This window comes from Bradyrhizobium sp. 170 (genome assembly GCF_023101085.1).
GTDB lineage: Bacteria > Pseudomonadota > Alphaproteobacteria > Rhizobiales > Xanthobacteraceae > Bradyrhizobium.
The window spans coordinates 1,312,271-1,336,493 of record NZ_CP064703.1 but is presented as its reverse complement, the minus strand read 5'-3'; the positions used below and the strand labels follow the sequence as shown (position 1 = coordinate 1,336,493).

Sequence of the window (24,223 nt, the reverse complement as noted above, 5' to 3'; positions counted from 1 at the left end):
ATTTGTCGTCGGACTTCCGCGACCTGCCGGCTCCTTCTTTCCAATCGTCGACGTCCTGCGGACAATCGACTTGATGTTGGATGCTCTTTGACTCCACGTCAGGGAATCCACTGGAGGGAAACCAGTATTGGGGCAGCCCGGAAGGCTCAATCTGAGGCGATGGGCCTGCCCTGCCCCAAGTCAAGACCTTGGGTCATTTTCAGGTCGGGGGCCGAGGGCGCGAACCGATTTATGCAGAGCCAAATGACCGCTCAGAACCTCGTCATTACCATCACCACCCTCGCCGGCGGCGCGGTACCCTCGCCGGCGGCGCGGTCGAACTGCAGATCGGATACAAGGCAGTACTGCTCGTGACCGGCGGCAAGCAGGTCGTCCAGAGAAAAGCTTAAGTCAGATCCCAAACACCCAGATCGCGACGATGGTGCCCAGCGTCGCTAGCCCGCTGATGGTCCATCCGGTCGCGTAGGAGATTTCGTCGTCGCCGGTGCCGCGCATCGCGTCGGGGCCGGTACTTGCTGACCGCCACTGCATGGCATTGCTCCAGAAAGCCTGCCTGCAGAGATAACGTCGGCCCGGGTTCCCGGTTCCGCTCTATTTTGGCGGCCAGTCAGCAGAGGCCGCCAGATCGGTCTTCACACGCCGGTCGTCACACGAAGGAAAGCCGGCGCGCATCGGCCGGTGCGATTTCATTTTCGTCGCCGACGATGATGGTGACTTTCCACCCCTCGCTGGCCCAGACCCTCGCTTTGGCAACCGCCACCAGCATGCTGCTTCGGTCCATCCTGACGGTCTCGTCCCTGCGTTCCGCCACGATCCTGTACGCCATGCCACACCCCCTACACACGTAGAACTACTGGGGAACCATGTTCGGTTACCGCTTTGTCCGCAATTGGCCGACAATTTGTCCAATCGGGGGCATGGTTAACGGCGGGTTAACGAGGCAAACGCGACTTTGAGGGCCCTTTTGGCCCCTATTTGGCGGCTTTTCGCACGGCGAGCGCCGGTTTTGTTACCTCGTCGAGCCCGGTCAGGATCAGGACGGTCAACAGCGCATTCTGCGGGCCGTACCAGGCGTTAACCGGCTTGTACCACTCGTTGCGCGAGTGCCAGTTGCCGCCCTCCCCGCCGCCGCCGATGGTGACGGCCGGAATGCCGAGCGACATCGCGATGTTGGAATCGGTGGAAGAGCCGGCAAAGGTCGGCCGCGGGCCGCGGGTGACGGCCGAAACCGCGCGCTGGGTCGCCTGCACGATCGGCGAATCCATCGCGACGATGCCCGCCGGCCGGTCGCCGATCAGTTTTGCCTCCACCGTCATCTTGTCGGATTTCCAGCGCGCGTTTTCATCCGCCACCGCCTCCTTGACGAGGTCGAGCAGCCGCGCCTCGAGCTTGAGCAGTTCGTCGGTCGAGTTCGAGCGCATGTCGACAGCCATACGCGCTTCGGCGGCGATGGCGTTGACCGAGGTGCCGCCGTTGACGGTGCCGACGGTGAACGTGGTCTTGGGATCGGATGGCGGCTGCAACTCCGAGATTTTCGCAATCGCCCGGCCCATAGCATGGATCGCGCTCGGCAATCCGAACTCCTGGAACGAATGCCCGCCGGGGCCCTTGAAGGTGAACTCGTAGCGATGGCTGCCGGTCGCCTGGTTGACCACGCGGGTGATGCCGAGCCCGTCGATCGAGATGAAGCCGTCGATATCGGTATGATCGCGGAACAGCGCCTTCACGCCGCGGAGATTGCCCAGCTCCTCCTCGCCGACCGTGCCGACGAACATGATGTCGCCGACGGTCGCGATCTGATTTTCGTTCATCACCTTGATCAGCGACAGCAATACCGCAAGCCCGCGCGAATCGTCGCCGATGCCCGGAGCTACGATGGCGCCGTCCTTCTCCTTGACGGTGACGTCGGTGCCTTCGGGAAACACCGTGTCGAGATGCGCCGACACCACGAGCTTCGGCCGGCCGCCGCCACTGCCCTTGCGCAGCGCGATCACATTGCCTTCGCTGTCGATGGCCGCATCCTTGAAGCCGAGCTCCTGCATCCGCTTCTGATAATATTCGGCGCGGACCTTTTCCTTGAACGGCGGCGCCGGAATTTCGGTGATGCGCTTCTGTTCAGCGAAGGTCCGCTCGTCATCGGCCTTGATGTCGTCGAGCGTCTTGACGATTTTGGGATGGGCGAGGATGGCCTCCAGGTCGGGCGCGGGAGCCGCCTGCGCCAGAGCCTCGTGCACCAGCGCGTGCTGCGCGAGAGCGACAAGGGCGATTGCCAGGATCGATCGAGTGAGTGTCATCAGTAAATCTCCGTTCGCTATCCTGCGCTCAAGCCCGCATCCTTCAGCCGCGCCGCGAACCAGATGGACAAAGCCTGGTCGTGAACGCCGCTGGTATAGACTTCCGACATCGTGACTTGAGTCTTGCCCAGCGTCAGCAGCACGCCGATCCAGTAGGCGAACCACAAATGCGGATCGGTCAGCGCCCGCAGCTTGTGCTGGTCATGGTCGAGCGGCTGATGATTGGCCGACTTCCGCACCTCGACGGCGAGCAGGTTATTGGGAATGGCGCGCTGGTGCACCACGATATCGGGATAGATCGATTTGGCGAGGTGATCGTCGGTCGAGACGATCGTTCCGTGCGGCAGCCGCAGCGTGCGATCGCCCAGCCGGTCGTATTCGCAATCGATCTCCCAGCCCGGGAACTGCTTTTCGAACTGAACGGCCAGCCGGTGCGTCAGCGCGCGCTCGCCGGCCTCCTTTTCGAGCAGAAAGGCTTCGCACGCATAGAACTCGTGAAGTGCGGTGATGACCTTGTTCAGTTCGGTCTGCATGACGCCTCCCACGAAGGCTAGAGCATGATCCGGAAAAGTGGGCACCGGTTTTCCGAAAAGATCATGCTCAAATCAAAAACATAGCCGTCGCCTTACATCTGCACTTCGATCAGCCGCGGTCCCGGTTCGGCGATGGCTTCCGCCAGCGCCTTGACGAAATCGTCGGCATTGGCGACCGCGCGGCCCGGCACACCCATGCCCTTGGCGAGGGCTACGAAGTCGAGGTCCGGGCGGTCGATCTTGAGCATGTCGAGCGCCCGCTGGCCCGGCTCGCCGGCGCCGACGCCGTCGAACTCGCCACGCAATATCTGGTAGATCTTGTTTGCAAATACAATCGTGACGACGTTGAGGCCTTCGCGCGCCTGTGTCCACAGCGATTGCAGCGTGTACATCGCGCTGCCGTCGCCGACCATGCAGATCACCTTGCGGTCCGGGCACGCTACCGCAGCACCCGTCGCGACCGGGGTCGAGAAGCCGATCGAGCCGCCCATGTTCTGCAGCCAGTCGTGCGGGGCGGCGGCCGCCGTCGGCGGAAAGAAGCCGCGGCCGGTGGTGACGGATTCATCGACCATGATGGCGTTTTCCGGGATCGCCATCGCGATCGCCTGCGCGATCGAGGCATGCGTCAGCGCGCCGGTCGGTTTTGCCAGTTCGACCAGCTTCTGCGGCTGCCGGTCGGCCGGCTGCGCGTGAAGCGCGCCAGCCAGCGCTTCCAGCGCAGCGACGGAATTTTCAGCGCCCGAGGTCATGCGGTGCACCTCGCAGCCCTGGGGTTTGAGCATGCTCGGCTTGTTCGGATAGGCGAAGAACGCGACGGGATCGTTGGCCTCGATCAGCACGATGTTCTTGAAATCCTTCAGGATCGGCAGGGCCTGCTCGATCACGTAAGGGATGCGGTCGATCGCGAACCGGCCCTTGCCGCGCGCCATGCGCGGATTGTAGGTCTGGCCCATCACCTTGCAGCCGGTCTTGCCCGCGATCTGGGCGGCCAGCGCCAGCCCGTGTTCGGTGAGCGCGCTGCCGGTCATCAGCAGCAGCGTCGACGCGCCGCCGTTGCGCAACACCTTGGCGGCATGGTCGACGGCCTGCGCGGAATAATTGGCGCGCTGGCTTTCGGCCGGAACCTGCGCGATGCCATCGGCCTCGTTCCAGGCGGTATCGGCCGGCAGGATCAGGGTTGCGATCTGTGCCGGCGCGCTTCTGGCCGCCGCGATCGCGGCAGCGCCATCGGCGGAAACGGATTTTGCATCCGGCGAGGTCCGCACCCAGGAGGACATCGGCCGCGCCAGCCCCTCGATGTCGGAGGTCAGCGGGGCGTTGTAGCCGATGTGATAGGTCGCGTGCTGGCCGACGATATTGACGATGCCGGAATTGGCCTTCTTGGCGTTGTGCAGGTTGGCGAGACCGTTGGCGAGGCCGGGGCCGAGATGCAGCAGCGTCGAAGCCGGCGTGCCCTTCATGCGGTAATAGCCGTCGGCGGCGCCCGTCACCACGCCCTCGAACAGGCCGAGCACGCAGCGCATCCCCTCGACCCGATCCAGCGCGGCGACGAAATGCATCTCCGAGGTGCCGGGATTGGTGAAGCAGACATCCACGCCGCCCGCGACCAATGTCCGCACCAGACTTTCCGCACCGTTCATGGTCTCGTTCCCCTTCGCGCTTCGTTCTATGAGCCGCTGACGATCAATCATTGTTCACACGTTTCGTCAAAGGTTTAGGGAACAATGCAGCCATCGCTTGGGGGATGTTGTCTTTTTTAACCGCGGTGCTTGAAAATGGCTGTAGTCACGGCCTCGTTGCTTGCACGATCGCCGCAATTATGGCCTGTCTCCAGCATATTGAGATTTTTTCACGAGGAAGAAAATGACCCGGGCTTTTGCTTTTCTGTTTGCGGCGGTGGTGGTGCTGGCGGGAGCCGGCCACGCACAGGCCCAGCAATTCTTCTTCTTTGACGACTCCCGCGACATCATGGGCGGCGGCCCCGGTTTCTTCCGACCCGGCATGCCCAGCGGATCGAGCCCGATCCCGCGCACGACCGTGATGTTTAACGGCGATTACGCGCCCGGCACGATTTACATCAGCACCGCCGAGCGCAGGCTCTATCTCGTGCTCGGTAACGGCCAGGCAATTCGCTATGGCATCGGTGTCGGCCGGGACGGCTTCCGCTGGGGTGGAACCCACCGCATTTCCGCGAAGAAGGAATGGCCGAGCTGGACGCCGCCCGCCCAGATGCTGCGGCGGCGGCCGGATCTGCCGCGCCACATGGGCGGCGGCATCGACAATCCGCTCGGCGCGCGGGCGATGTATCTGGGATCGACGCTCTACCGCATCCACGGCTCCAACGAGCCCGAGACGATCGGACAAGCAGTGTCGTCCGGATGCTTCCGCATGACCAATGAGGACGTGACCGATCTCTACAGCCGCGTCCGCATCGGCACGCCGGTCATCGTCAGGAATTAGGCCGGAACCGGCGTGACCATGCACGCAGGCGCGTGATCGAGGCTTTCAACCCTTGCACGCACGCGCTGATTGCTGCAGCGTCATTTCAATGCGCACAGCTCGCCGATCCCTGTACTTGCGGATGCTCGCGGCCGCCCTCTGCGCCGTTGCGCTCAGCGAAATCTTCCTGCCGTGCACGGCCTTCGCGGACATTCCCGCCATCGCGCAGCGCCAGCGCACCGAGAAAAAGAACTTCACCGACAGCGAGATCGTCGAGGGCTTTCTGAAGACCGCGTTCGGCGCCGAATATCATCTCGCCGGCCGCGTCGACCGCATCCGCAAATATGACGGGCCGGTGCGGGTGTTTGCCGACGGCAACCGGGCCGACCGCAAGGCGCAGCTCGCGAAAATCGTAGCCGACATCGCCGCGCGCGTTCAGCACCTCGACATCGCGATGGCCGAAACCATCGAAGACGCCAATGTGCAGGTCAAGCTGGTGCGCGACCGCGATCTCCAGCGCACCATTGCGACCTTCTACGGCAGCGAACGGGCGAAAGAGATTAAATCTTCGCTCGACCCGCAATGCCTGTCGGGCTTTCGCAAGAACGAGAAGTTCGAAATCGAGCATTCCGACGTGATCCTCACCGTCGACAATGGCGACTTCGTCTTCTTCGACTGCGCCTATGAAGAATTGCTGCAATCGCTGGGACCGATCAACGATACATCGAGCGTGCCCTGGACCATGTTCAACGACAATGTGTCGATGGGCTATTTCGACATTTACGACCAGTATCTCCTGAACCTTCTCTATGATCCCCGGATCAAGCCCGGCATGACCGTGCAGGAGGTCAAGGCGTTGCTGCCGGATGTGCTGGGCGACGTGCGCGCATGGGTGCGCAAGGTCAACAACCTGCCGTGAGTGGCGGGCCTCGTGGTGCGGGGTCGAGCGGGCGTGCGCTAGCCGCCGGCCTCACCCGTCATTGCGAGCGAAGCGAAGCAATCCATTGTCGCCTCGTCATCGGGCGCGCATTCGCGCGACCCGTTGGCTCGCAATGACGGCGGAGAATTCACGGCTGGTCAGGAAATTCCCCGCCGTCGGGCAGCCCTGGCGAAAACCTTCGTTACGCGCCGCGAGCGCCCCTTTTGTGACAGTAGAAGGTCCGGCGCTTCGCGCTATCCACCGCTTTTTTCAACGACAACGCAGAGTTTTATTTGCGAAACATTGTGACTTCCGGGAGCAAATCCTATTTAATGAGGTCTATGGGCGCTTCCTATAAGTTTTTCAAATGAACGATCTGCCACGCATCCAGGCCTTGCGCTGTTTCATCACGGTGGCCCGCGAAGGCACGGTTTCGCGCGCGGCCACCTTGCTGCACCTGACCCAGCCTGCCGTCAGCCTGCAACTGAAGGGGCTGGAGGAGAACACCGGCCTGCAGCTCTTCAACCGCACGCCGGGCGGATTTACCCTGACCGAAGCGGGCGCCGCCCTGCTGCCGCTGGCACACCGGACGGTATCGGCCTCGGCGGATTTCAGGACGGCGGCAGATTCCTTGCGCGAGTCGCTGCGGGTAACGCTGCGCGTTGGCACGATCCTGGATCCGGAGTCGATCCGGCTGGGCCCGTTCGTGCGAAGCCTCGCCACTTCCTCGAAGAAGACCGAAGTCTTCCTCCGCTACGGCACGAGCGACGACGTGCTGGCGCAGATCGGCAAAGGCGAGCTCGACGTCGGATACTATATCGATGCCACGCCGCCTGACTGCCTCGCGTCGGGGATGCTGCCCGAACGCACCATCGACGATGGCAAGTTCCGGCTCACGCCACTGACGCGCTACGACTACCGAGTGATCGCTCCTCGCGAATGGAGCGACAAGGTGCTGGGAAAGGATTGGGCCGATCTTGCCGACCTGCCCTGGATTGCGACGCCGCATGCCTCGGCGCATCGGCGGCTGATCGACGACGTCTTCCGGCCGATGGGCTCATTGCCGAAACGCATCGCCTTCGCCGAGCAGGAAGACGCCATGATCGAGTTCGTCGAAACCGGCAATGGCCTCAGCCTCGCCCGCGATTGCGTGCTCGACCGCATCACGCGCAAACGGAATTTCGTGATTGCCGACAAGCTGGCGCTGACCTGCGACCTCAGTTTCACCTGCCTGACGTCGCGGCGTCACGAGCCGATCATCTCGCAGGCCTTCTCGGCCATGCAGGCGGTATGGGACCTGAAGCCGGGCGGCGCAGCACCTGCGCCGATCGAAGCGGCGAGATCGCGAAAAAGCGCCCGGAGGTAGTCCGATCGGCTCAAATTTTGGCCGGGTCAGACTTGGCCGGGCCAGGCTTGCCCGGCTCAGGCTTGCCCGGCTCAGACTTGCCATCGCAGATCGATTTCAGCGAGCGCCATTCCTCTGATGTCAGCAGTGGCCGCCCGCCGGGCTGCCGGTCCTCCCGGCTCATCCGCGCCAGCCGGTCCTCGCTCAGGGGATGGGTGGAGATGATGGAGAGCCCCTTGCTCTCCTTGCCGGTGACCCGAAGCAGCAATTCCCCGGTCGGCTTCGCCGGCCGGCCGAGCCGGTGCATGACGTCGATAGCAAAATCGTCGGCATTGGTCTCGGCCTCGCGCGAATGCGACGAGGTCACCAGCGTGCGCGAGCCGAAGATCAGCGCGCTGGAGCCGGTGATGTCGCCGAACAGCAATCCGATCAGGAACGACGTGCTGCCGTCGCGGATCAGCCCGCGCATGCTGTCGCGATGCTTGAGGTGGCCGAGTTCATGGGCCAGCACGCCCGCGATTTCGTCGGCGTTCTCGGCCTTCGCCAGCAAGCCGTCGAACAGATAGACCTTGCCGCCCGGCAGCGCGAAGGCATTGGGAATCGAACTCGACAGCACGGCCGACTGCACCGAGGTGTCGAGGCCGGCGGATTCGCGAATTGAAGTGACGAGCTTGCCGAAGGCCTTCTGTCCGGCGGCATTGTCGCAAACCTTGGCATTGAACATCGTCTTGATCTGGCTGTCGGCGACCTCGCCGAGCCGCCGTTCGAACGCTTCGGGCACCAGCGGCGTGAGACGATCGGCGATCAGCGGAAGTCCGAACAGCACCACGGCAACAATCGAAGCCGCGGCTGCGAGCGACCAGCCGACAATGACGGCAACGCCGCGGCGGCCGGGCGTGTTTTCATCCAATTTGGCGCAGCGTGCGACCAGCTCGGTCGCAAGCGCGTCGTCGCGAACCTCCAGCCGCGCCAGCGCAGCCGCGCTCAGGCAGCCGAGGCGCAGCATGCCCGAAGGGCTGTCGGCGCGGCAGATGTCGGCATAGTCCCACGCCGCCAAAACCTGTTCGTGTTCGCTGATTTCGAGCCGGTCGGAAAAATGGAGGGTAACCGCGCGGCGCCGGCTCGACGCCCCGTCGAAATAGGTCGCTGCATTGGCCGGCGGTGTTTTCGAAATCTCTGGCGCGTCGCTATCCATGGTCATCACGCTCTAGAATCCGCCGACATCGAGACCGTCGGCAAACCCTTCGCCGAGCGCGTTGGCCAGATCGCCCCGCGCCGCGACGTTGGCGGCAGCCTCGAGGCCGCTGATGTTGACCGAGCCTAGCACAATCACCCAGAGATCGCGCGTCAGATAGACCCGCATCACGACGTTGAGCGAAAGCGCCAGCACCAGATAGCCCAGACCGGTCAGCACCAGCAGCGGAATGCTCCTCATCAATTCCGGTGTCTTGAAAAACTCCGTCAATCCCGCGCCGCTCATGCTGCCGACCAGCACCGCGCAGAGGGCCAGATAGACCGCGAAGACAAGCCCGAGCAGGGCCATCCAGCCGATCACTTTCCAGTACAGCCCGATCAAGGCGCTCTTCGGCAACGACGATTCCAGGCGCACGCCGCCGAACCGGACGCCGGACAGCCACCAGCGCCATTCGATGGCCTTGTAGCCGGCGTAAACGAAGGGGGCGATCGGGTATATAGAGATTGCGATCGGCGTGAGCAGCCACAGCCACCAGCCGCGCTTGAAGAACTCCCAGCCGCGCCCCTCGAAACTGCCCTGCAGGTCGCCGTAATGGGAATGGCGCATCTTGTAGCGTTCGAGCGCCGCAGCCCGCCATGGCAGGATCAGCCCGAGTGTGAGGATCATCAGCAAGCCCCACAGCGAGGCCTGCAAGGCATAGATCCAGCCCGAGCCGGTCATCCAGAAGCGCACGCCGCGCCACACCGTGCGCGTCATGCGATAGCGCCGCGCGCGGAAAATCGCGAACTGCCCGAACAGATAGAAGAAGGCGATCAGCGGAATGCTGGCGAACGCCTGATAATGCTCGGCCTCGAGACCGATGAGAAAATAACCGAGATAGATCGGCACCAGGATCGCGAGCGCGACCAGGAATCCGATCAGCAACTCCTTGCCGCGGCCGGTATATTCGGCGGCATCGCCATCGACCAATGTGTTGGACCAGAGATGGCGGCGGATGTCGGTGAGGAGCCAGAATCGATAGAAGCCGAGGGTCACGAGCTCCAGCGCGGCACCGCGCTTGGCCAGATCAAAGAATTCGCCGCGGTTACCTGAAAACGCCACCGGCATCGGCGGCGGCACAGGCGAAGGCGGCGGTGGCGGCACCTGCGGGGGCCAGCTCATCTCGTTCATGGTTCAACTCCAACGCGACGGTGGCGGATCAAACCACGAAATTGCCGGCCGTTGTGTGACCCAAGTCCCACAACTACATCCTAATAGTCCGCGGAAACGGACAAGAATTGACAGGCGCCGCTTCGCCCGCACAGGACCTCGAAGAGACGCAGTTCAGTCAACAAGGTAAGAAAATTACTACTCCCGGACCGGTTTTTGTCTGTGCGCAATCAACAAAAAGGTAGCCCTACGCAGCTAGACTGGCCGCTCATGACAGAGACCATTGAAGACAGCGACCGAGTCGGGCGTCGATGGAATCCTGTCGTCGCAACGGTTACGCTTCTATTGCTGGCTCCGTTAGCTCTCATTCTGCCCGTAGTCATTGTAGTGGCCGGATTATTCGTTCATTCGGCCATCGTGCCAGCGCATTCAGCCAGCACGACGATTCCTGACTTGGAAACGGACCTTACACTCCGCTTCTATTCCACATGGGGTGACACTGACTCCGGTCGCTACCTATACGTCAATACGCCGCGTGGCAGGATCAGGATCTACATGACCGCGTTCGATTGGGCTCACTATGGTCGGACAAGCATCTATCTTACCCCTGAACGCAAGATCGCCGTCCTTGGTCCGTCGGGCGACGACTATCTGGTATCGCTTGATCCGCTGACGACCAAAATTGCTACTGGCGCATCCGAGAATTGGACCTATTTGGGAGCATTTGATTTCCAATTTATGGAAGGAGGCGGGCGATCTCTTCGTTTCATTGGCGCGGCAGAGCAACTGCAGCCACCTCGACCAGCCGCGAAGTAAGTAGCTCGTTTTTCGAAAGCGACCGCTCGCTTTGGGGCATTGCGGCGTTCTTAACGCGCTCGCAAAATCTCCTCCTCACGCCGTTTTTTCAAACAGCTCCCGGCCGATCAGCATGCGGCGGATTTCGCTGGTGCCGGCGCCGATCTCGTAGAGTTTGGCGTCGCGCAAGAGACGCCCGGTCGGATAGTCGTTGATGTAGCCGTTGCCGCCCAAGAGCTGAATGGCGTCGAGCGCGCATTGGGTGGCTTTTTCCGCCGCGTAGAGAATAGCCCCCGCCGCGTCCTCGCGCGTGGTCTCGCCGCGGTCGCAGGCTTTTGCCACCGCATACACATAGGCGCGCGAGGCATTCATGGTCGTGTACATGTCGGCGATCTTGCCCTGCACCAGTTGGAAGCTGCCGATCGGCTCGCCGAATTGCTTGCGCTCGTGCACGTAAGGCAGCACCACGTCCATGCAGGCCTGCATGATGCCGATCGGGCCCGCCGCCAATACCGCGCGCTCATAGTCGAGGCCCGACATCAACACGTTGACGCCGCGGCCGACCTCGCTCAGCACGTTCTCCTCCGGGACCTCGCAATCCTCGAATACCAGTTCGCAGGTGTCGGAGCCGCGCATGCCGAGCTTGTCGAGCTTCTGCGCGGTGGAAAATCCCTTCATGCCCTTTTCGATGATGAAGGCGGTCATGCCGCGCGGGCCGGCCTCGGGATTGGTCTTGGCGTAGACCACCAGCGTATCGGCCTCGGGGCCGTTGGTGATCCACATCTTGTTGCCGTTGAGCACAAAGCGATCGCCCTTCTTGTCGGCGCGGGTCTTCATCGAGACCACGTCAGAGCCGGCGCCGGGCTCCGACATCGCCAGCGAACCGACATGCTCGCCCGAGATCAGCTTCGGCAGGTATTTCCGCTTCTGTGTTTCATTGCCGTTGCGGCGGATCTGGTTGACGCAGAGGTTGGAATGCGCGCCGTAGGACAGGCCGACCGAGGCCGAGGCGCGCGACATCTCCTCGAGTGCGATGCAATGCTCGAGATAGCCGAGGCCGCTGCCGCCATATTCTTCCTCAACGGTGATGCCGTGCAGGCCGAGCGCGCCGATCTTGGGCCAGAGATCCCTGGGGAATTGATTGCTGCGGTCGATTTCGGCCGCGCGCGGCGCGATTTCGTTCTGAGAAAACGCATGCACCGTCTCGCGGATCGCATCCGCGGTCTCGCCGAGATCGAAGTTGAACATCCGATGGGCGTTGGAAATCATGGTCGCCTCCCCGGCGAATTAAACGTTGTTTCAAACAGACATATAGCGTTTTCGAGCGAAGTGGACACCGGTTCGCGCCAGGAAAACGCGTCAAAACAAGAATCTAGAGCCCGGTTCTGATTGAATTAGAACCGGGCTCTAGTCTTAGCAAATGCGCTTGTCACGGGGCGAAATGCACCGGCTGGCCCAAGGCCGGGCGGCGGTATCGATGCGGCCAAATGCACCCAACTCGCCCTTGCGCCGGCGCACGGCTAGGGATGTAATAGGGTAAAACATCGCCCGGCCAGCTTCGGTGCGGGAAACAGTCAGGGAGGGCGTCCATGCACGGAACCATCGATCTCGCCGGAGATTCCCATCTGCGCGCCGCGCGCGACAGGGCTCAGTCGATTCCGCTCGGTGATTTCGACGTCAGCCATCCCGAGCTGTTCAAGACCGACTCGTTCTGGCCGTATTTCGACCGGCTGCGCCGGGAAGACCCGGTGCATTATTGCAAGGACAGCATGTTCGGGCCGTATTGGTCGGTGACCAAATACAACGACATCATGGACATCGAGACCAACCACGCGGTGTTCTCGTCGGCGGCTTCCCTCGGCGGCATCACCATCCGGGACGTCGCGCCGGACCTGCGCCGCGAAAGTTTTATCGCCATGGACCAGCCGCGCCATTCCGCGCAGCGCAAGACGGTGGCGCCGATGTTCACGCCGACCCATCTCGATCAGCTCGCGATCAACATCCGCAAGCGCTCCGCCGAATGCCTCGACAACCTTCCGAAGAACGACGTGTTCGACTGGGTCGACCAGGTCTCGATCGAGCTCACCACGCAGATGCTCGCCGTGCTGTTCGACTTCCCCTGGGAAGACCGCCGCAAGCTGACGCGCTGGTCCGACATCGCCACCACCCTTCCCGGCCCCGGCGGCCTCGTGGCCACCGAGGACGAACGCCAGGCCGAGCTGATGGAATGCGCGACCTATTTCGCCCGCCTCTGGAACGAGCGCATCAGCCAGCCGCCGAAGAGCGACCTCTTGTCGATGATGGCGCATAGCGATGCCACCCGCGACATGGACCCGAAGAACTTCCTCGGCAACCTGATCCTGCTGATCGTGGGCGGCAACGACACCACCCGCAACACGCTGTCGGGCAGCATCTACGCGCTGAACAAGAATCCCGATCAATACCGCAAGCTGCGCGACAATCACGAGCTGATCGACAGTTTCGTGCCGGAGGTGATCCGCTGGCAGACACCGCTGGCGCATATGCGCCGCACCGCACTCGAAGATATCGAGTTCCGCGGCAAACAGATCAAGAAGGGTGACAAGGTCGTGATGTGGTACGTTTCGGGCAACCGCGACGAGGACGTGATCGAACGTCCCTACGACTTCATCATCGACCGCGCCCGGCCGCGCACCCACGTTTCCTTCGGTTTCGGCATCCACCGTTGCGTCGGAATCCGGCTGGCCGAGCTACAACTAAAGATTATATGGGAAGAAATCCTCAAGCGATTCGAGAATATTGAGGTGGTCGGCGAACCCAAGCGGGTGTATTCGAGTTTTGTCAAAGGCTACGAGACCCTGCCGGTCCGGATCGCCGGCTAAAGCCCCTATCACTTGGGATAATCGACCATGAACGTCCAGACCGCCATCAGAGCCGACAAGAAAGAGCTTCTGCGCGCCGCGCGCGAAGAGGCCTATTCGACGCCGCTGAAGGACTTTCATCCCGGTGCGCCAAAACTGTTCCAGAACGACACGCTGTGGCCGTGGTTCGAGCGGCTGCGCAAGGAAGAGCCGGTGCATTACTGCACCAACTCGCCGATCGAGCCCTATTGGTCGGTCACCAAGTACAACGACATCATGCATGTCGATACCAACCACGGCATGTTCTCCTCCGACTCGACCCTCGGTGGCATCTCGATCCGTGACGTGCCGCCCGGCTATGACTATCCGAGCTTCATCGCAATGGATCAGCCGCGGCACTCGGCGCAGCGCAAGACGGTGTCGCCGATGTTCACGCCGACGCATCTGGATGAGCTGGCAAAACTGATCCGCGAGCGTTCGCAAAAGGTGCTGGACGACCTACCGCGCAACGAGACCTTCAACTTCGTCGAGCGCGTCTCGATCGAACTGACCACGCAGATGCTGGCGACGTTGTTCGATTTCCCGTGGGAGGAACGGCGCAAGCTGACGCGCTGGTCCGACGTCTCGACCGCGCTGCCCAAGAGCGGCGTCGTGGAATCGCCCGAGCAGCGGCGCCAGGAGATGGACGAATGCTACGCCTATTTCTCAAAACTCTGGAACGAGCGCGTCAACGCGCCGCCGCGCAACGATTTGCTGTCGATGATGGCGCATAGCGACGCGACGCGACACATGGATCCCGACAATCTGATGGGCAACATCATCCTCTTGATCGTCGGCGGCAACGACACCACCCGCAACACCATGAGCGGTTCGGTGCTGGCGCTGAACGAGCACCCGGATCAATACCAGAAGCTGCGCGAGAACCCTGCGCTGATCGATTCCATGGTGCCGGAAGTGATCCGCTGGCAGACGCCGCTCGCCCATATGCGCCGCACCGCTTTGGTCGATACCGAGATCGGCGGCAAGAAGATCAAGAAGGGTGACCGCGTCGTGATGTGGTACGTCTCGGGCAACCGCGACGAGGAAGGCATCGAGCGTCCCGACGAATTCATCATCGACCGCGCCCGCCCCCGCACCCATCTGTCGTTCGGCTTCGGCATCCACCGCTGCGTCGGCATGCGGCTCGCCGAGTTGCAGCTGAAAATCGTCTGGCAGGAAATGCTGAAACGCTTCGACCGCATCGAAGTGGTCGGCGAGCCGAAGCGGGTTTACTCCAGCTTCGTGCGCGGCATCGAGCAGCTCCCGGTGCGCATTCCCGGATGACGGGCACTGAGCTAAATCCGCCCGAGCTTGCGGAAGCCATCAACGCCAGGGGCTTTATGGCCGCGGCGGGCTTCCGCATCGTCGCCATCAAGCCCGGGCATGCCGAAATCGCCCTTGCGCGTCGCGACGACCTCCTGCAGTTCTTCGGGCATTTTCACGGCGGCATCATTTCAGCCCTGGCCGATCACGCCGCCGGGATCGCTATCACTTCCGGTCTCCCCAAAGGCAAGATCGGCGTCACCGTCGAGATCAAGGTCAACTTCCTCAGCCCCGCCGACGGCATCGAACTCATCGCCCGCGCCAAAACCCTGAAGATGTCGGGGTCGATCGGCGTTGCCACCGTCGAGGTCTTTTCCAGAAGCGAGACGTCCGAGACGCTGTGCGCATTCGGCACCTCCACGATGCGCGCCATGGATTTACCGGGCGAGTTGCTGCAGCTCCGGGCGTGAACCCGCAAATCCTGGATGGCGTGAGGTGGTCAAAATTTGCGGCAGCGAGTTTCTGTGCAGAGCAAAATTAGATGGGTGAATTCGTACTACGAATAATCGTCGAGCTATTTGGCGAATTTCTTTTCTGGTCGGCCGCGTACCTCACAGCCAGCTGGCTCCTCCCAATCCTCTCCTTCGGGCTTCTTCGCGTGCTCCCGATAGGTGCATCTCAAACCCTCGGGGCATCATGGTCATTCACGCGCCTGTCAACGTTTCGCGTTGGTGTCGGCCCGAGTCTGGCATGTGCTATCGGGATAGCTCTCTGGCTCCTGATCGGAGCAATCACGGCATACGCGATCCGGGGTTGAGGTCCGCCCTACCCCATCGACTGCATCATCAGATCGGTTCGACAGGTCGGTTTCGGGCCAGAGGGCAGCACCGCAAAACCATTTCCGTAACTCTCAGCTCTACCGCGGAAATAACCGGAACGCAGAACACCAATCTCCCCACACTGATATGTAGCGCGCAAGGGGCTTGCTTCAAGACCCCGGGCATCCCGTACAACGCCGGCCGAAGCAATTGCTACGGACGGACGAAATGGGTGCGGCAAAGACCAGGCGCGCGGTGGCGATCGTCGGCGGAGGTCCGACGGGACTGATGTTGGCAGGCGAGTTGGCGTTGGCGGGCGTCGACGTCGCCATTGTCGAACGGCGCGCCAGCCAGGAGCTCGCTGGCTCGCGCGCGGGTGGTCTGCACGCGCGCACGATCGAGGTGCTCGATCAGCGTGGCATCGCCGATCGGTTCCTCTCGGAGGGACAGGTGGCGCAGGTGGCTGCGTTCGCCGGGATCGCTTTGGACATCAGCGACTTTCCCACCAGGCACAATTACGGGCTCGGGCTGTGGCAGAACCATATCGAGCGCATCCTGGCCGGTTGGGTCGGGGAGCTGGTGGTCACGATCCATCGCGGAATTGAGGTGACCGGGATCGCGCAGGACGATACCGGCGTGGATGTCGAGCTGTCCGACGGCCAGTCGCTGCGGGCGGAGTATGTTGTCGGTTGCGACGGAGGACGCAGCCTGATCCGCAAGGCAGCCGGCATCGAGTTCCCGGGATGGGATCCGACCGTCAGCAACCTGATCGCCGAGGTCGAACTGGCCGAGGAGCCGAAATGGGGCATCCACCGCAATGCCTTTGGCGTCCATGGCTTCGGCCGGGTGGAGTACGAGATCCGCGGCGGCGAAGTGGTCTACATGGATCGAGGCCCGGTACGGGTCATGGTGACCGAACGGCACGTCGGGCCCGCCGGCGAACCCACTTTGCGCGATCTCAGCGAGGCGCTCATCGCCGTCTACGGGACCGATTACGGGATCCACAGTCCGACCTGGATTTCGAGATTCACCGATATGGCTCGGCAGGCAGCTTCCTACCGCAAAGAACGCGTGCTGCTGGCCGGCGACGCCGCACACGTGCATTACCCGGCGGGCGGACAGGGCCTCAACCTCGGTGTGCAGGATGCGGTGAATCTGGGGTGGAAGCTCGCCCAGGTCGTCAGGAAGACCTCGCCGGCAAGCCTCCTCGATACGTACCATGCCGAGCGGCACCCGATCGCCGCCCGCGTGCTGCGCAACACGATGGCGCAAGTCGCGCTGCTCCGCACAGATGACCGCACCAACGCCCTGCGCGAGACCATCTCCGAGCTGCTGCCCATGGACGAGCCTCGCAAACGGTTAGCCGCTGACATGTCCGGCCTCGACATTCATTACGACCTCGGCGAGGGACATCCGCTGCTCGGACGCCGCGTGCCCGATCTCGACCTCGTCACCGCCAATGGCCCGCTGCGGGTCTTCACCCTGCTGCACGATGCCCGGCCGGTGCTGCTCAACCTCGGTGAGCCCGGCGCCCTCGACATCACGCCACGGGCGGATCGGGTTAAGCTGATCGACGCCAAATACGCTGGTGCGTGGGAGGTTCCGGTGTTTGGCACGGTCACTGCTCCCGGCGCGGTGCTGATCCGGCCCGATGGATATGTGGCTTGGGTGGGTGATTCAGCCCAGTTGGGACTCGCTGACGCGCTAACCACCTGGTTCGGACCGCCTGCCGCGGCGTAGCCGCGCAGGTTTTCACGCGCAGCTTAACATGCAGTCAAATTACTGCATGTTATTTGGCGTGGACGACGACCAGCTCGACAATGTCTTCAAGGCGCTCGGTGATCCCTTGCGCCGGCGCATCCTTGATCGCCTGGCGAAGCGTCCCGGGCAGTCGTTGTTTGAGATCTGCGCTTCGTCGTTTGCAGAGGATGGCAGAAGCCTGTCGCGACAAACGATCTCGCAGCACCTCGACATGCTGGAGAAGGCTGGACTTGTCCAGACGCATTGGAGCGGGCGCACCAAAATGCACACCTTCGACAATGCGCCCCTGCGAAAGGCAGCCGCTGCCTGGCTCAACAAGCATCTGAAAAAAGGGAGTGCGACATGAGGATCTATGTCATGAGCGTTTTGGTTGACGATCAGGCCAAAGCCTTGAGTTTCTACACGGAGAAGCTGGGCTTCATCGTCAAGCACGATATCCCGATGGGCGCGCATCGCTGGTTGACCGTCGTGTCGAAGGAGGCACCGGAAGGAACCGAGCTCCTGCTCGAGCCGAGCGAGCACCCTGCCGCCGGGCCATTCAAATCTGCGCTCGTGAACGATGGGATTCCTGCCGTGTCCTTCAAAGTGGATGACCTCAAGAAGGAGTTCGAGAGATTGCGCCAGCTTGGTGTCGAATTCACAGTCGAGCCGATGGACGCAGGCACGGTCAGAATGGCCGTCTTTGATGATACATGCGGCAATCTCATTCAGCTCGTCGAAATGATCGAAGGAAAGTAAGAGCTCCAATCGTTGGAGGCGTCGATGCGCATGCGTTATGTCAGGGTGCTCGTGACCGAGCTGGCAGCCGCCAGGAAGTTCTACGCTCAAATTCTAGGATTGGATATACTGTGGGAGCACGAGAACAAGGCGATCGGATTTGATCTCGGTCCCGTGTTGATTGTCGAAGACGTGTCTTCAGAGGAAGACCGTAAGGAGCGAGACCTTGCAGGCCGCTACGTGGGGTGTTCGATAGAAGTCGAGGATATTCAAGCCACGTATTCCGAACTTGTGGCGAAGGGCGTGCACTTTACTGCTCCACCTGAAAAGCAGGAATGGGGTGGCACGCTCGCGCATTTCGAAGACGCTGCCGGAAACCTTTTGACCCTGGTTGGCTGAAGGTGGGTCTGCCTCCTTTATCAGGACCGGTTTGTTGAACACCGAGGTCAAGATCGCTTCGATATGCGCAAGCAGATTGCGGCGGACTCCCGTTGACGTCGCCGAGCGGAGACACGACATATCCTGTACCGTCGATCCAGGTCACCGCCCGGGAGCAAGATATGAACGCGCCGCCAAACATCGATCCCGTCCCTGCGCATTCCGACGGCGACCTTGTGCACTGGCTGACAAATGACACACGCGATGAGCGCTTCATTGACAATATTTTCGCCGAGCTGTGTCTCCGGCTCCAGCGAGCCGGCATTCCCGTCAAGCGGGCGACGCTTCATCTCCTGATCCATCATCCGCAATGGCTCGGCGCCCGGATCATGTGGGCCGACGGGATGCGCGAGGCCGAGCTTGCGCGAGTTGACTACGATGTCAGGGAGCGATCCGAATTCATCGGTAGTCCCGCCAACGAAATCCATGACGGTGCCACCGAGGTGCGCGAGAATCTCGAACGCGATCCATCGCTGGGCCGCAAGCACGCCATCTATGACGAGATGCGGGCGAAAGGCCTGACCGACTATGTGGCGTGGCCGCTGTACCATACGCTCGGCAAGCGGCATATCGTGACTTTTGCAACCGACCGGCCGGGAGGTTTCGACAACGCGCACATCGCCCGCCTGTTGAAGCTGTTGCCGGTTCTGGCGCTGGTCAGCGAAATCCGTATGAAGAATCGCCTGGCGCGAACGCTGCTGGAAACCTATGTCGGGTCGCATGCCGGCGAACTCATTCTGGCCGGCGCCACCAGGCGCGGAAGCGGGACGACGGTACGCGCCGCCATCATGATCTGCGATCTCCGTGATTTCACCAAGATTTCCGACAACTGGCCGCGCGATGACGTCATTGATCTTCTCAACGGCTATTTCGACGCGATGTCGGAGCCGATTGCGCGACATGGCGGGGAAATTCTGAAATTCATCGGCGACGGCCTGCTCGCCATTTTTCCGCTCAGCCAGCCTCAAGCCTGCGCAAATCTGCTGCATGCCGTGGCCGAGGCCCGTCAGGCCATGGTTGCCCTGAACGAAAAGAACGGCGAAACCGGTCGTGCGCCGCTGAATTACGGCATCGGCGTCCACGTCGGAGACGTCATGTACGGCAATATCGGGTCGCGCAGCCGGCTCGACTTCACCGTCATCGGCCCTGCTGTCAACATGGCTTCGCGTCTCGAAACCCTCACCAAACAACTGGGCAGAACGGTGCTGCTGTCCCGCGCGTTTGCCGACTTCGTCGAACGCGATTTCGATCTCGAACACGTCGGCGAACATCCGGTCCGCGGCTTCAACGACCCAATCGAGCTGTTTGCGTATCACGGCTGAATGCCGATCCTGTCGCCGGTCGTTCAATCGTGGGTCGAACGAACACGGAGTCCCGTGTCGTGTCACGCTTCCGCGCGGCTCATGTCCCGGCCTGGCGTTTCTGGTCGCATCGCGATGAGACCAGCCGCAATGTCCTTGAGCAGGCCTAAGGTCCCCTCCAGGCCGCGCGTGTCATTTTCTGCTGCCTTGGCGACCGCAGCCGCCCATTCGCGCCGGACGATCATATAATTGCGGCGTCCGGCCTCCGTGAGGCGGACCGTGACGCCGCGCCGATCGCCTTCCGACATGGTGCGCTCGATCAGACCCCTCCTCTCGAGGCCGGCCATGAGCGTCGAAAGATTGCTGCGCTGGAGTCCAACGGCTGCGGCGATCTGCTTGGGGGCGGCGATCGGATGGTCCTGCATGTACCGCATGACCATCCCCTCGGTTGCGGTGAGTGACACCGCCCGCGGGTCCTTGTAGCCGCGAAACTGGATTTCGCGCGCGATGACGAGCATACAGTCGGCCAGCTCTGCCCACCGTTGCGCATCACCCTTCACTGGTTTCTTCGGTCGGCCATTCCTCATCCGCGCACCCATGCGCGCATGGTTATGCCGGATCGGATGGAATGTATATAGCCATAATAATTATACTATCATAACCACATGTCGCAGCGCGGCCCAAACAAAGCTCGCGGCTCCTGCCGCCGCAGCGTCCACAGCGATGCCGTTGCCGGCAGAGCGGCAGGTTCCGCGGCTCAATGAAACGGGTCGCCACCATGATTGAGAGGAACGTTCCATGGCAGAACAGACATCTCGCCCGACCCTCGATCGCTTGTTCGACGCAGCACGCGACTCAGGCCGTGTGCAGCCAACCGATCAGGCTGGCGGCGTAAACGTCACACGCCGCCTTTTTCTGGCAGCGAGTTGCCTTTGCACGGCTTGTTTCATGCCGGCACGCACCGTCATTCGCAGCCGTGCCGATGGTCAGACGTCAGGCGCCTGCGTTCTATCGGCTGATGCTCGGCGATTTCGAAGTGACAGTGCTCTCGGATGGCAGCAACAGGCTCCCGGCAACCAGGTTGCTGCGTGGCGATGCCGCTCAAATCGAAGCCGCACTGAAGCGCGGCTATCTCGCCGATGTCGTCGAGACGTCCCACAATTCTTTTTTGGTGAATACCGGCAGCAAGCTGATCTTGATCGATGCCGGCGCCGGATCATTGCTCGGACCGGGCGCAGGCCACCTTGCAAGCAACCTCCGCGCGGCCGGTTATCAGCCGGAGCAGGTCGACGAAGTCTATCTCACGCATTTGCATGCCGACCACATCGGCGGCCTGATGACGGGACAGGAACTCACATTTCCGAACGCGGTCGTGCGCGTCAACAGACGGGATACCGATTACTGGCTGAGCGAATCCAATATGCAAGCGGCCCCCGCCGACGCGAAGCGGTTCTTTCAGGCTGCCATCGCATCGCTCACCCCGTACATGCGCACCAGCAAGCTCGCCGTATTCGACGGCGATACCGATCTCGTCGCCGGCGTGCGGGCGCGCGCCGCCTATGGCCACACGCCCGGACACACCATGTATATGGTCGAGAGCAAGGGACAGCGACTGCTGCTCTGGGGCGACATCGTCCATGTGGCCGCGGTGCAGTTCGACAGCCCTGCCGTTACGATCGGCTATGACGTGGACGTCGCCGACGCCGAACGAGAGCACTGGCGCCAATTCGCTGATGCGGCAGACCAAGGCTACCTGATCGGCGGAGCGCATATCTCGTTTCCGGGTCTCGGCCAAGTGCGCCGCGACGGCGAGAGAACATACACCTATGTGCCGCTCAACTACTCGGCCGGAATGGGCTAACCGCAACTTGACGGGCGGCACCGTGACAGCGGCGGCGATCGATCAAAGCCGCACGGGGCGCATCTCCTCCTTGGGTCATTCGCGCGGCTGATGCAAACGTAGCCCTCGCGTAGGAACAATTAGTGAACTCGTCCGTTTTCAGCGCGAGGAGACAGCCATGAGTAACAAGGAAAGCGCTGCCAACATTCGTAAGTCCCCCGACGATTGGGTGTCAGGGGACGGGCCGATGACCGACGCCCAAGCGTCTTACCTGCAGACCCTGTCAGAACAGGCACAACAGCCTCTTACCTTCAGAAAGGACCTCACCAAGGCGGAGGCGTCCAAGCTCATTGACGAGATGCGCAAAAAGGCTGGTGTCGAATAGGAACTGCAGGAGGAAGTCTCGCCGCCGGCAGTTCAACGCGCCAGGTTGGTCAAGGGCAGTTCGAACTCGCAACGCCGTGCGGCGTGAAGGAGGAAAAAATGGCGACATGCGAAACCTGCGGCAATGACTACGACAAGGCGTTTCAGGTTGTGATGAACGGCAAAACGCACACGTTCGATAGTTTCGAGTGCGCAATTCACGCCTTGGCGCCGGCGTGCGAGCATTGTGGAACGCGCATTGTCGGACACGGCCTGGAAAAGAATGGCACCTATTATTGCTGCGACCACTGCGCTCAAAAAGAAGGTGTGACCGATCTTCGCGATCGCTCGTGAAGCAGCGGAGGAAACCTTTCGCGGCGGCTATCACGCCGAGGCGGTGCGGAGTCGTCGAGTCAAGCTTGCAGTCGGGTTGAACCGGGATGACTAGCCGAAAAGTGACTGTCTTTGGCGGTACCGGCTTTTTGGGCCGGCGCGTCGTACAACACCTTTTGGACCACGGTTTCGAGGTCAGGGTTGCGTCACGGCATCCAGAGCGGGGAGCTCAGGTCTTTCGCGATAGGTCATCGAGACTGGAGGTTGTTAAAGCCGATGTCGGCTACGATGGATCGGTGATTAGCGCTGTCGCTGGCGCTTTCGCTGTCGTCAACGCCGTAAGCCTCTATGTCGAGCGCGGCAGCGACACGTTTCGTTCCGTGCACGTCGAAGCTGCTGCGAGAGTGGCAAAATATTCACGAGGATCAGGCGTGCAGCGCCTGGCCCACGTTTCCGGAATTGGCGCCGATGCGCAGTCACACTCGTCCTACATTCGAAGCCGGGGCGAGGGCGAGTCCGCGGTACGGGCTGCGTTCTCCGGGGCGACGATTATCCGTCCTTCAGCAATGTTTGGGCCGGATGATGCATTTCTAATCCCGCTCATGAAGATGCTACGGATGTTTCCCGTCTTTCCGATGTTCGGACGCGGTCAGACTGCGCTTCAGCCCGCGTATGTGGAAGACGTTGGGGAGGCGATTGCGCGCTGTTTCAACGCCGCCGAGCCGGCAATGATTTACGAGTTAGCCGGTCCCAACACCTACACCTACAGGGAATTGCTTCAGGCGATCTGCAATTACCTGAATATCCGGCGCGTCCTCGCGCCAATGCCCATTACCGTGTGGAAGATGCTCGCTTTTGCCGGTGAATTCTTACCTGCTACTCCCGTCACATCGAACCAGGTCGAGCTTATGACCCAGGACAACGTCGCCTCTGGCAGGCATCCCGGTTTTGACGCTCTCGGCATTGAGCCGAGGGACATAGAGATTGTGCTGGCTTCTGCCAGACAGGGGTGATTGAGCCGGAGAACGAATTCTATAGCTGTATTGTTAGGTAGAAATTAGAGATCGAATTAGAACCCAAGAGAATCCCCGGCGTAAAAACCGGAGGCTCTCGATTGTCACGCCCCTGCAACGCACGGCCGCGGGACCGAAATCGGATTTCAGAATTACTTTGCTAGGAACGACCCTTTAGCGGCGGAGTTAAGTGGACAAAACCAACTAATGAGGGAGATAGCCATGGCCCGCGCAACAGCCCATCCGGATCATCAATGCATCTCAAGCGAAGACATTCATGGAACCGAGGTTTATGAAGCAGGTGGAAAGAATATCGGTGAGATTGATCACCTCATTATCGACAAGGTGTCGGGTCGGGTGGCCTATGCCGTCATGAGCTTTGGCGGATTTGTTGGGTTAGGCCACAGCCATTACCCGATCCCCTGGGGCGCTCTGACATATGATACGTCGCTTGGTGGTTTTCGAACCAGTATCACCGAGCAACAGCTCAAGGATGCGCCTGAGTTCAGTGATGACTCCTGGCAGGATAGAGACTGGGAAGCGCGCACCCATCAGTATTATGGGACGCCTACGTACTGGGACGCGCAACGCGGCCTATAGCGCCAGGCAGCGCATCTGAAATTTTCGATCGTCAGTGCCAGTTCAGTCAATGAAGAACTGGTCGACCAGCCTTGGGGTCGGTGTGAGGTGGCCGACAGGTCGCGCACACCAGACCTCAATGTCCACGACGGGCCATTCGTAACTCAACCTTGCGCCCGATGTCCGGTTACCCCTGCCAGGGACCGGATAACAGACATCGCGTATCGGCAGCTTCGAGCCCACAGCCAT

26 protein-coding genes are annotated in these 24,223 nt (G+C 61.5%); 17 read left to right on the top strand and 9 right to left on the bottom strand.

The window, feature by feature from the left end; genetic code table 11:
- Positions 1-390 precede the first annotated feature (390 nt).
- The 5 genes from IVB05_RS06400 to IVB05_RS06380 form a co-directional block, all read right to left on the bottom strand.
- Positions 391-531, bottom strand: coding sequence for a hypothetical protein (locus IVB05_RS06400; protein WP_247783575.1), 141 nt, complete (start codon positions 529-531; stop codon positions 391-393).
- Between the two features lie 115 nt (positions 532-646).
- Positions 647-826: a hypothetical protein gene (locus IVB05_RS06395; protein ID WP_212423353.1), complete on the bottom strand. Its 180-nt coding sequence runs from the start codon at positions 824-826 to the stop codon at positions 647-649.
- 145 nt (positions 827-971) lie between these two features.
- Positions 972-2,294, bottom strand: coding sequence for a M20/M25/M40 family metallo-hydrolase (locus IVB05_RS06390; RefSeq protein ID WP_247783574.1), 1,323 nt, complete (start codon positions 2,292-2,294; stop codon positions 972-974).
- A gap of 17 nt (positions 2,295-2,311) precedes the next feature.
- Positions 2,312-2,827 carry a hypothetical protein gene (locus IVB05_RS06385; protein WP_247783573.1) on the bottom strand — a complete coding sequence of 172 codons (516 nt, stop codon included), beginning with the start codon at positions 2,825-2,827 and terminating at the stop codon, positions 2,312-2,314.
- Between the two features lie 92 nt (positions 2,828-2,919).
- Positions 2,920-4,467: an acetolactate synthase large subunit gene (locus IVB05_RS06380; RefSeq protein ID WP_247783572.1), complete on the bottom strand. Its 1,548-nt coding sequence runs from the start codon at positions 4,465-4,467 to the stop codon at positions 2,920-2,922.
- A gap of 223 nt (positions 4,468-4,690) precedes the next feature.
- Here IVB05_RS06380 and IVB05_RS06375 point away from each other — a divergent pair, with 223 nt between their 5' ends.
- The 3 genes from IVB05_RS06375 to IVB05_RS06365 all read left to right on the top strand — a co-directional run bounded on the left by IVB05_RS06375 (position 4,691) and on the right by IVB05_RS06365 (position 7,551).
- Positions 4,691-5,287 carry a L,D-transpeptidase gene (locus IVB05_RS06375; RefSeq protein ID WP_247783571.1) on the top strand — a complete coding sequence of 199 codons (597 nt, stop codon included), beginning with the start codon at positions 4,691-4,693 and terminating at the stop codon, positions 5,285-5,287.
- A 121-nt stretch (positions 5,288-5,408) separates the two neighbouring features.
- Positions 5,409-6,185 carry a DUF2927 domain-containing protein gene (locus IVB05_RS06370; RefSeq protein WP_247783570.1) on the top strand — a complete coding sequence of 259 codons (777 nt, stop codon included), beginning with the start codon at positions 5,409-5,411 and terminating at the stop codon, positions 6,183-6,185.
- A 367-nt stretch (positions 6,186-6,552) separates the two neighbouring features.
- Positions 6,553-7,551, top strand: a complete 999-nt coding sequence (locus IVB05_RS06365; RefSeq protein ID WP_247783569.1) for a LysR family transcriptional regulator — start codon at positions 6,553-6,555, stop codon at positions 7,549-7,551.
- Between the two features lie 10 nt (positions 7,552-7,561).
- Here the strand turns inward: IVB05_RS06365 and IVB05_RS06360 are convergent, their stop codons facing one another.
- Together IVB05_RS06360 and IVB05_RS06355 are read right to left on the bottom strand one after the other, a co-directional pair.
- Entirely contained in the window at positions 7,562-8,725 is a 1,164-nt protein-coding gene (locus tag IVB05_RS06360; RefSeq protein ID WP_247786607.1) for a M48 family metallopeptidase, read from the bottom strand.
- A gap of 12 nt (positions 8,726-8,737) precedes the next feature.
- Positions 8,738-9,895: a DUF898 family protein gene (locus tag IVB05_RS06355; protein ID WP_247783568.1), complete on the bottom strand. Its 1,158-nt coding sequence runs from the start codon at positions 9,893-9,895 to the stop codon at positions 8,738-8,740.
- Between the two features lie 249 nt (positions 9,896-10,144).
- Here IVB05_RS06355 and IVB05_RS06350 point away from each other — a divergent pair, with 249 nt between their 5' ends.
- Complete coding sequence (locus IVB05_RS06350) at positions 10,145-10,690, top strand: hypothetical protein (protein WP_247783567.1); 546 nt, start codon at positions 10,145-10,147, stop codon at positions 10,688-10,690.
- Positions 10,691-10,765: 75 nt separating this feature from the next.
- On the opposite strand, the gene IVB05_RS06345 is transcribed toward IVB05_RS06350, so the two are convergent.
- A complete protein-coding gene (locus IVB05_RS06345) occupies positions 10,766-11,938 on the bottom strand; it encodes an isovaleryl-CoA dehydrogenase (protein ID WP_247783566.1) in 1,173 nt (390 codons plus the stop codon).
- 320 nt (positions 11,939-12,258) lie between these two features.
- Here IVB05_RS06345 and IVB05_RS06340 point away from each other — a divergent pair, with 320 nt between their 5' ends.
- From IVB05_RS06340 to IVB05_RS06305, 8 genes are all read left to right on the top strand, one after another.
- A complete protein-coding gene (locus tag IVB05_RS06340) occupies positions 12,259-13,530 on the top strand; it encodes a cytochrome P450 (protein ID WP_247783565.1) in 1,272 nt (423 codons plus the stop codon).
- 27 nt (positions 13,531-13,557) lie between these two features.
- Complete coding sequence (locus IVB05_RS06335) at positions 13,558-14,832, top strand: cytochrome P450 (protein WP_247783564.1); 1,275 nt, start codon at positions 13,558-13,560, stop codon at positions 14,830-14,832.
- Positions 14,833-14,888: 56 nt separating this feature from the next.
- Entirely contained in the window at positions 14,889-15,281 is a 393-nt protein-coding gene (locus tag IVB05_RS06330; protein ID WP_247783563.1) for a PaaI family thioesterase, read from the top strand.
- Between the two features lie 576 nt (positions 15,282-15,857).
- On the top strand, positions 15,858-17,369 hold the full coding sequence (locus IVB05_RS06325; protein WP_247783562.1) for an FAD-dependent monooxygenase: 1,512 nt from the start codon (positions 15,858-15,860) through the stop codon (positions 17,367-17,369).
- Between the two features lie 46 nt (positions 17,370-17,415).
- Positions 17,416-17,736, top strand: a complete 321-nt coding sequence (locus tag IVB05_RS06320) for a helix-turn-helix domain-containing protein (protein ID WP_247783561.1) — start codon at positions 17,416-17,418, stop codon at positions 17,734-17,736.
- Complete coding sequence (locus tag IVB05_RS06315; protein WP_247783560.1) at positions 17,733-18,128, top strand: VOC family protein; 396 nt, start codon at positions 17,733-17,735, stop codon at positions 18,126-18,128. The genes IVB05_RS06320 and IVB05_RS06315 overlap by 4 nt, the downstream gene beginning before the upstream one ends.
- A 24-nt stretch (positions 18,129-18,152) precedes the next feature.
- Complete coding sequence (locus IVB05_RS06310) at positions 18,153-18,506, top strand: VOC family protein (protein WP_247783559.1); 354 nt, start codon at positions 18,153-18,155, stop codon at positions 18,504-18,506.
- A gap of 161 nt (positions 18,507-18,667) precedes the next feature.
- Positions 18,668-19,867 carry an adenylate/guanylate cyclase domain-containing protein gene (locus IVB05_RS06305; RefSeq protein WP_247783558.1) on the top strand — a complete coding sequence of 400 codons (1,200 nt, stop codon included), beginning with the start codon at positions 18,668-18,670 and terminating at the stop codon, positions 19,865-19,867.
- A gap of 62 nt (positions 19,868-19,929) precedes the next feature.
- Here IVB05_RS06305 and IVB05_RS06300 read toward each other — a convergent pair whose 3' ends face one another.
- Positions 19,930-20,406, bottom strand: coding sequence for a MarR family transcriptional regulator (locus IVB05_RS06300; RefSeq protein WP_247783557.1), 477 nt, complete (start codon positions 20,404-20,406; stop codon positions 19,930-19,932).
- A gap of 422 nt (positions 20,407-20,828) precedes the next feature.
- Between IVB05_RS06300 and IVB05_RS06295 the strand changes: the two genes are divergently transcribed.
- The 5 genes from IVB05_RS06295 (at position 20,829) to IVB05_RS06275 (ending at position 23,995) form a co-directional block, all read left to right on the top strand.
- The gene (locus IVB05_RS06295) at positions 20,829-21,707 is read left to right on the top strand and encodes an MBL fold metallo-hydrolase (RefSeq protein WP_247783556.1); all 879 of its coding nucleotides are present in this window, start codon (positions 20,829-20,831) and stop codon (positions 21,705-21,707) included.
- Positions 21,708-21,864: 157 nt separating this feature from the next.
- Positions 21,865-22,071 carry a DUF3072 domain-containing protein gene (locus IVB05_RS06290; RefSeq protein ID WP_247783555.1) on the top strand — a complete coding sequence of 69 codons (207 nt, stop codon included), beginning with the start codon at positions 21,865-21,867 and terminating at the stop codon, positions 22,069-22,071.
- A gap of 98 nt (positions 22,072-22,169) precedes the next feature.
- Positions 22,170-22,403: a hypothetical protein gene (locus IVB05_RS06285; RefSeq protein WP_247783554.1), complete on the top strand. Its 234-nt coding sequence runs from the start codon at positions 22,170-22,172 to the stop codon at positions 22,401-22,403.
- Positions 22,404-22,489: 86 nt separating this feature from the next.
- The gene (locus tag IVB05_RS06280) at positions 22,490-23,395 is read left to right on the top strand and encodes a complex I NDUFA9 subunit family protein (protein ID WP_247783553.1); all 906 of its coding nucleotides are present in this window, start codon (positions 22,490-22,492) and stop codon (positions 23,393-23,395) included.
- A gap of 222 nt (positions 23,396-23,617) precedes the next feature.
- Entirely contained in the window at positions 23,618-23,995 is a 378-nt protein-coding gene (locus IVB05_RS06275) for a PRC-barrel domain-containing protein (protein ID WP_247783552.1), read from the top strand.
- Positions 23,996-24,223 lie beyond the last annotated feature (228 nt).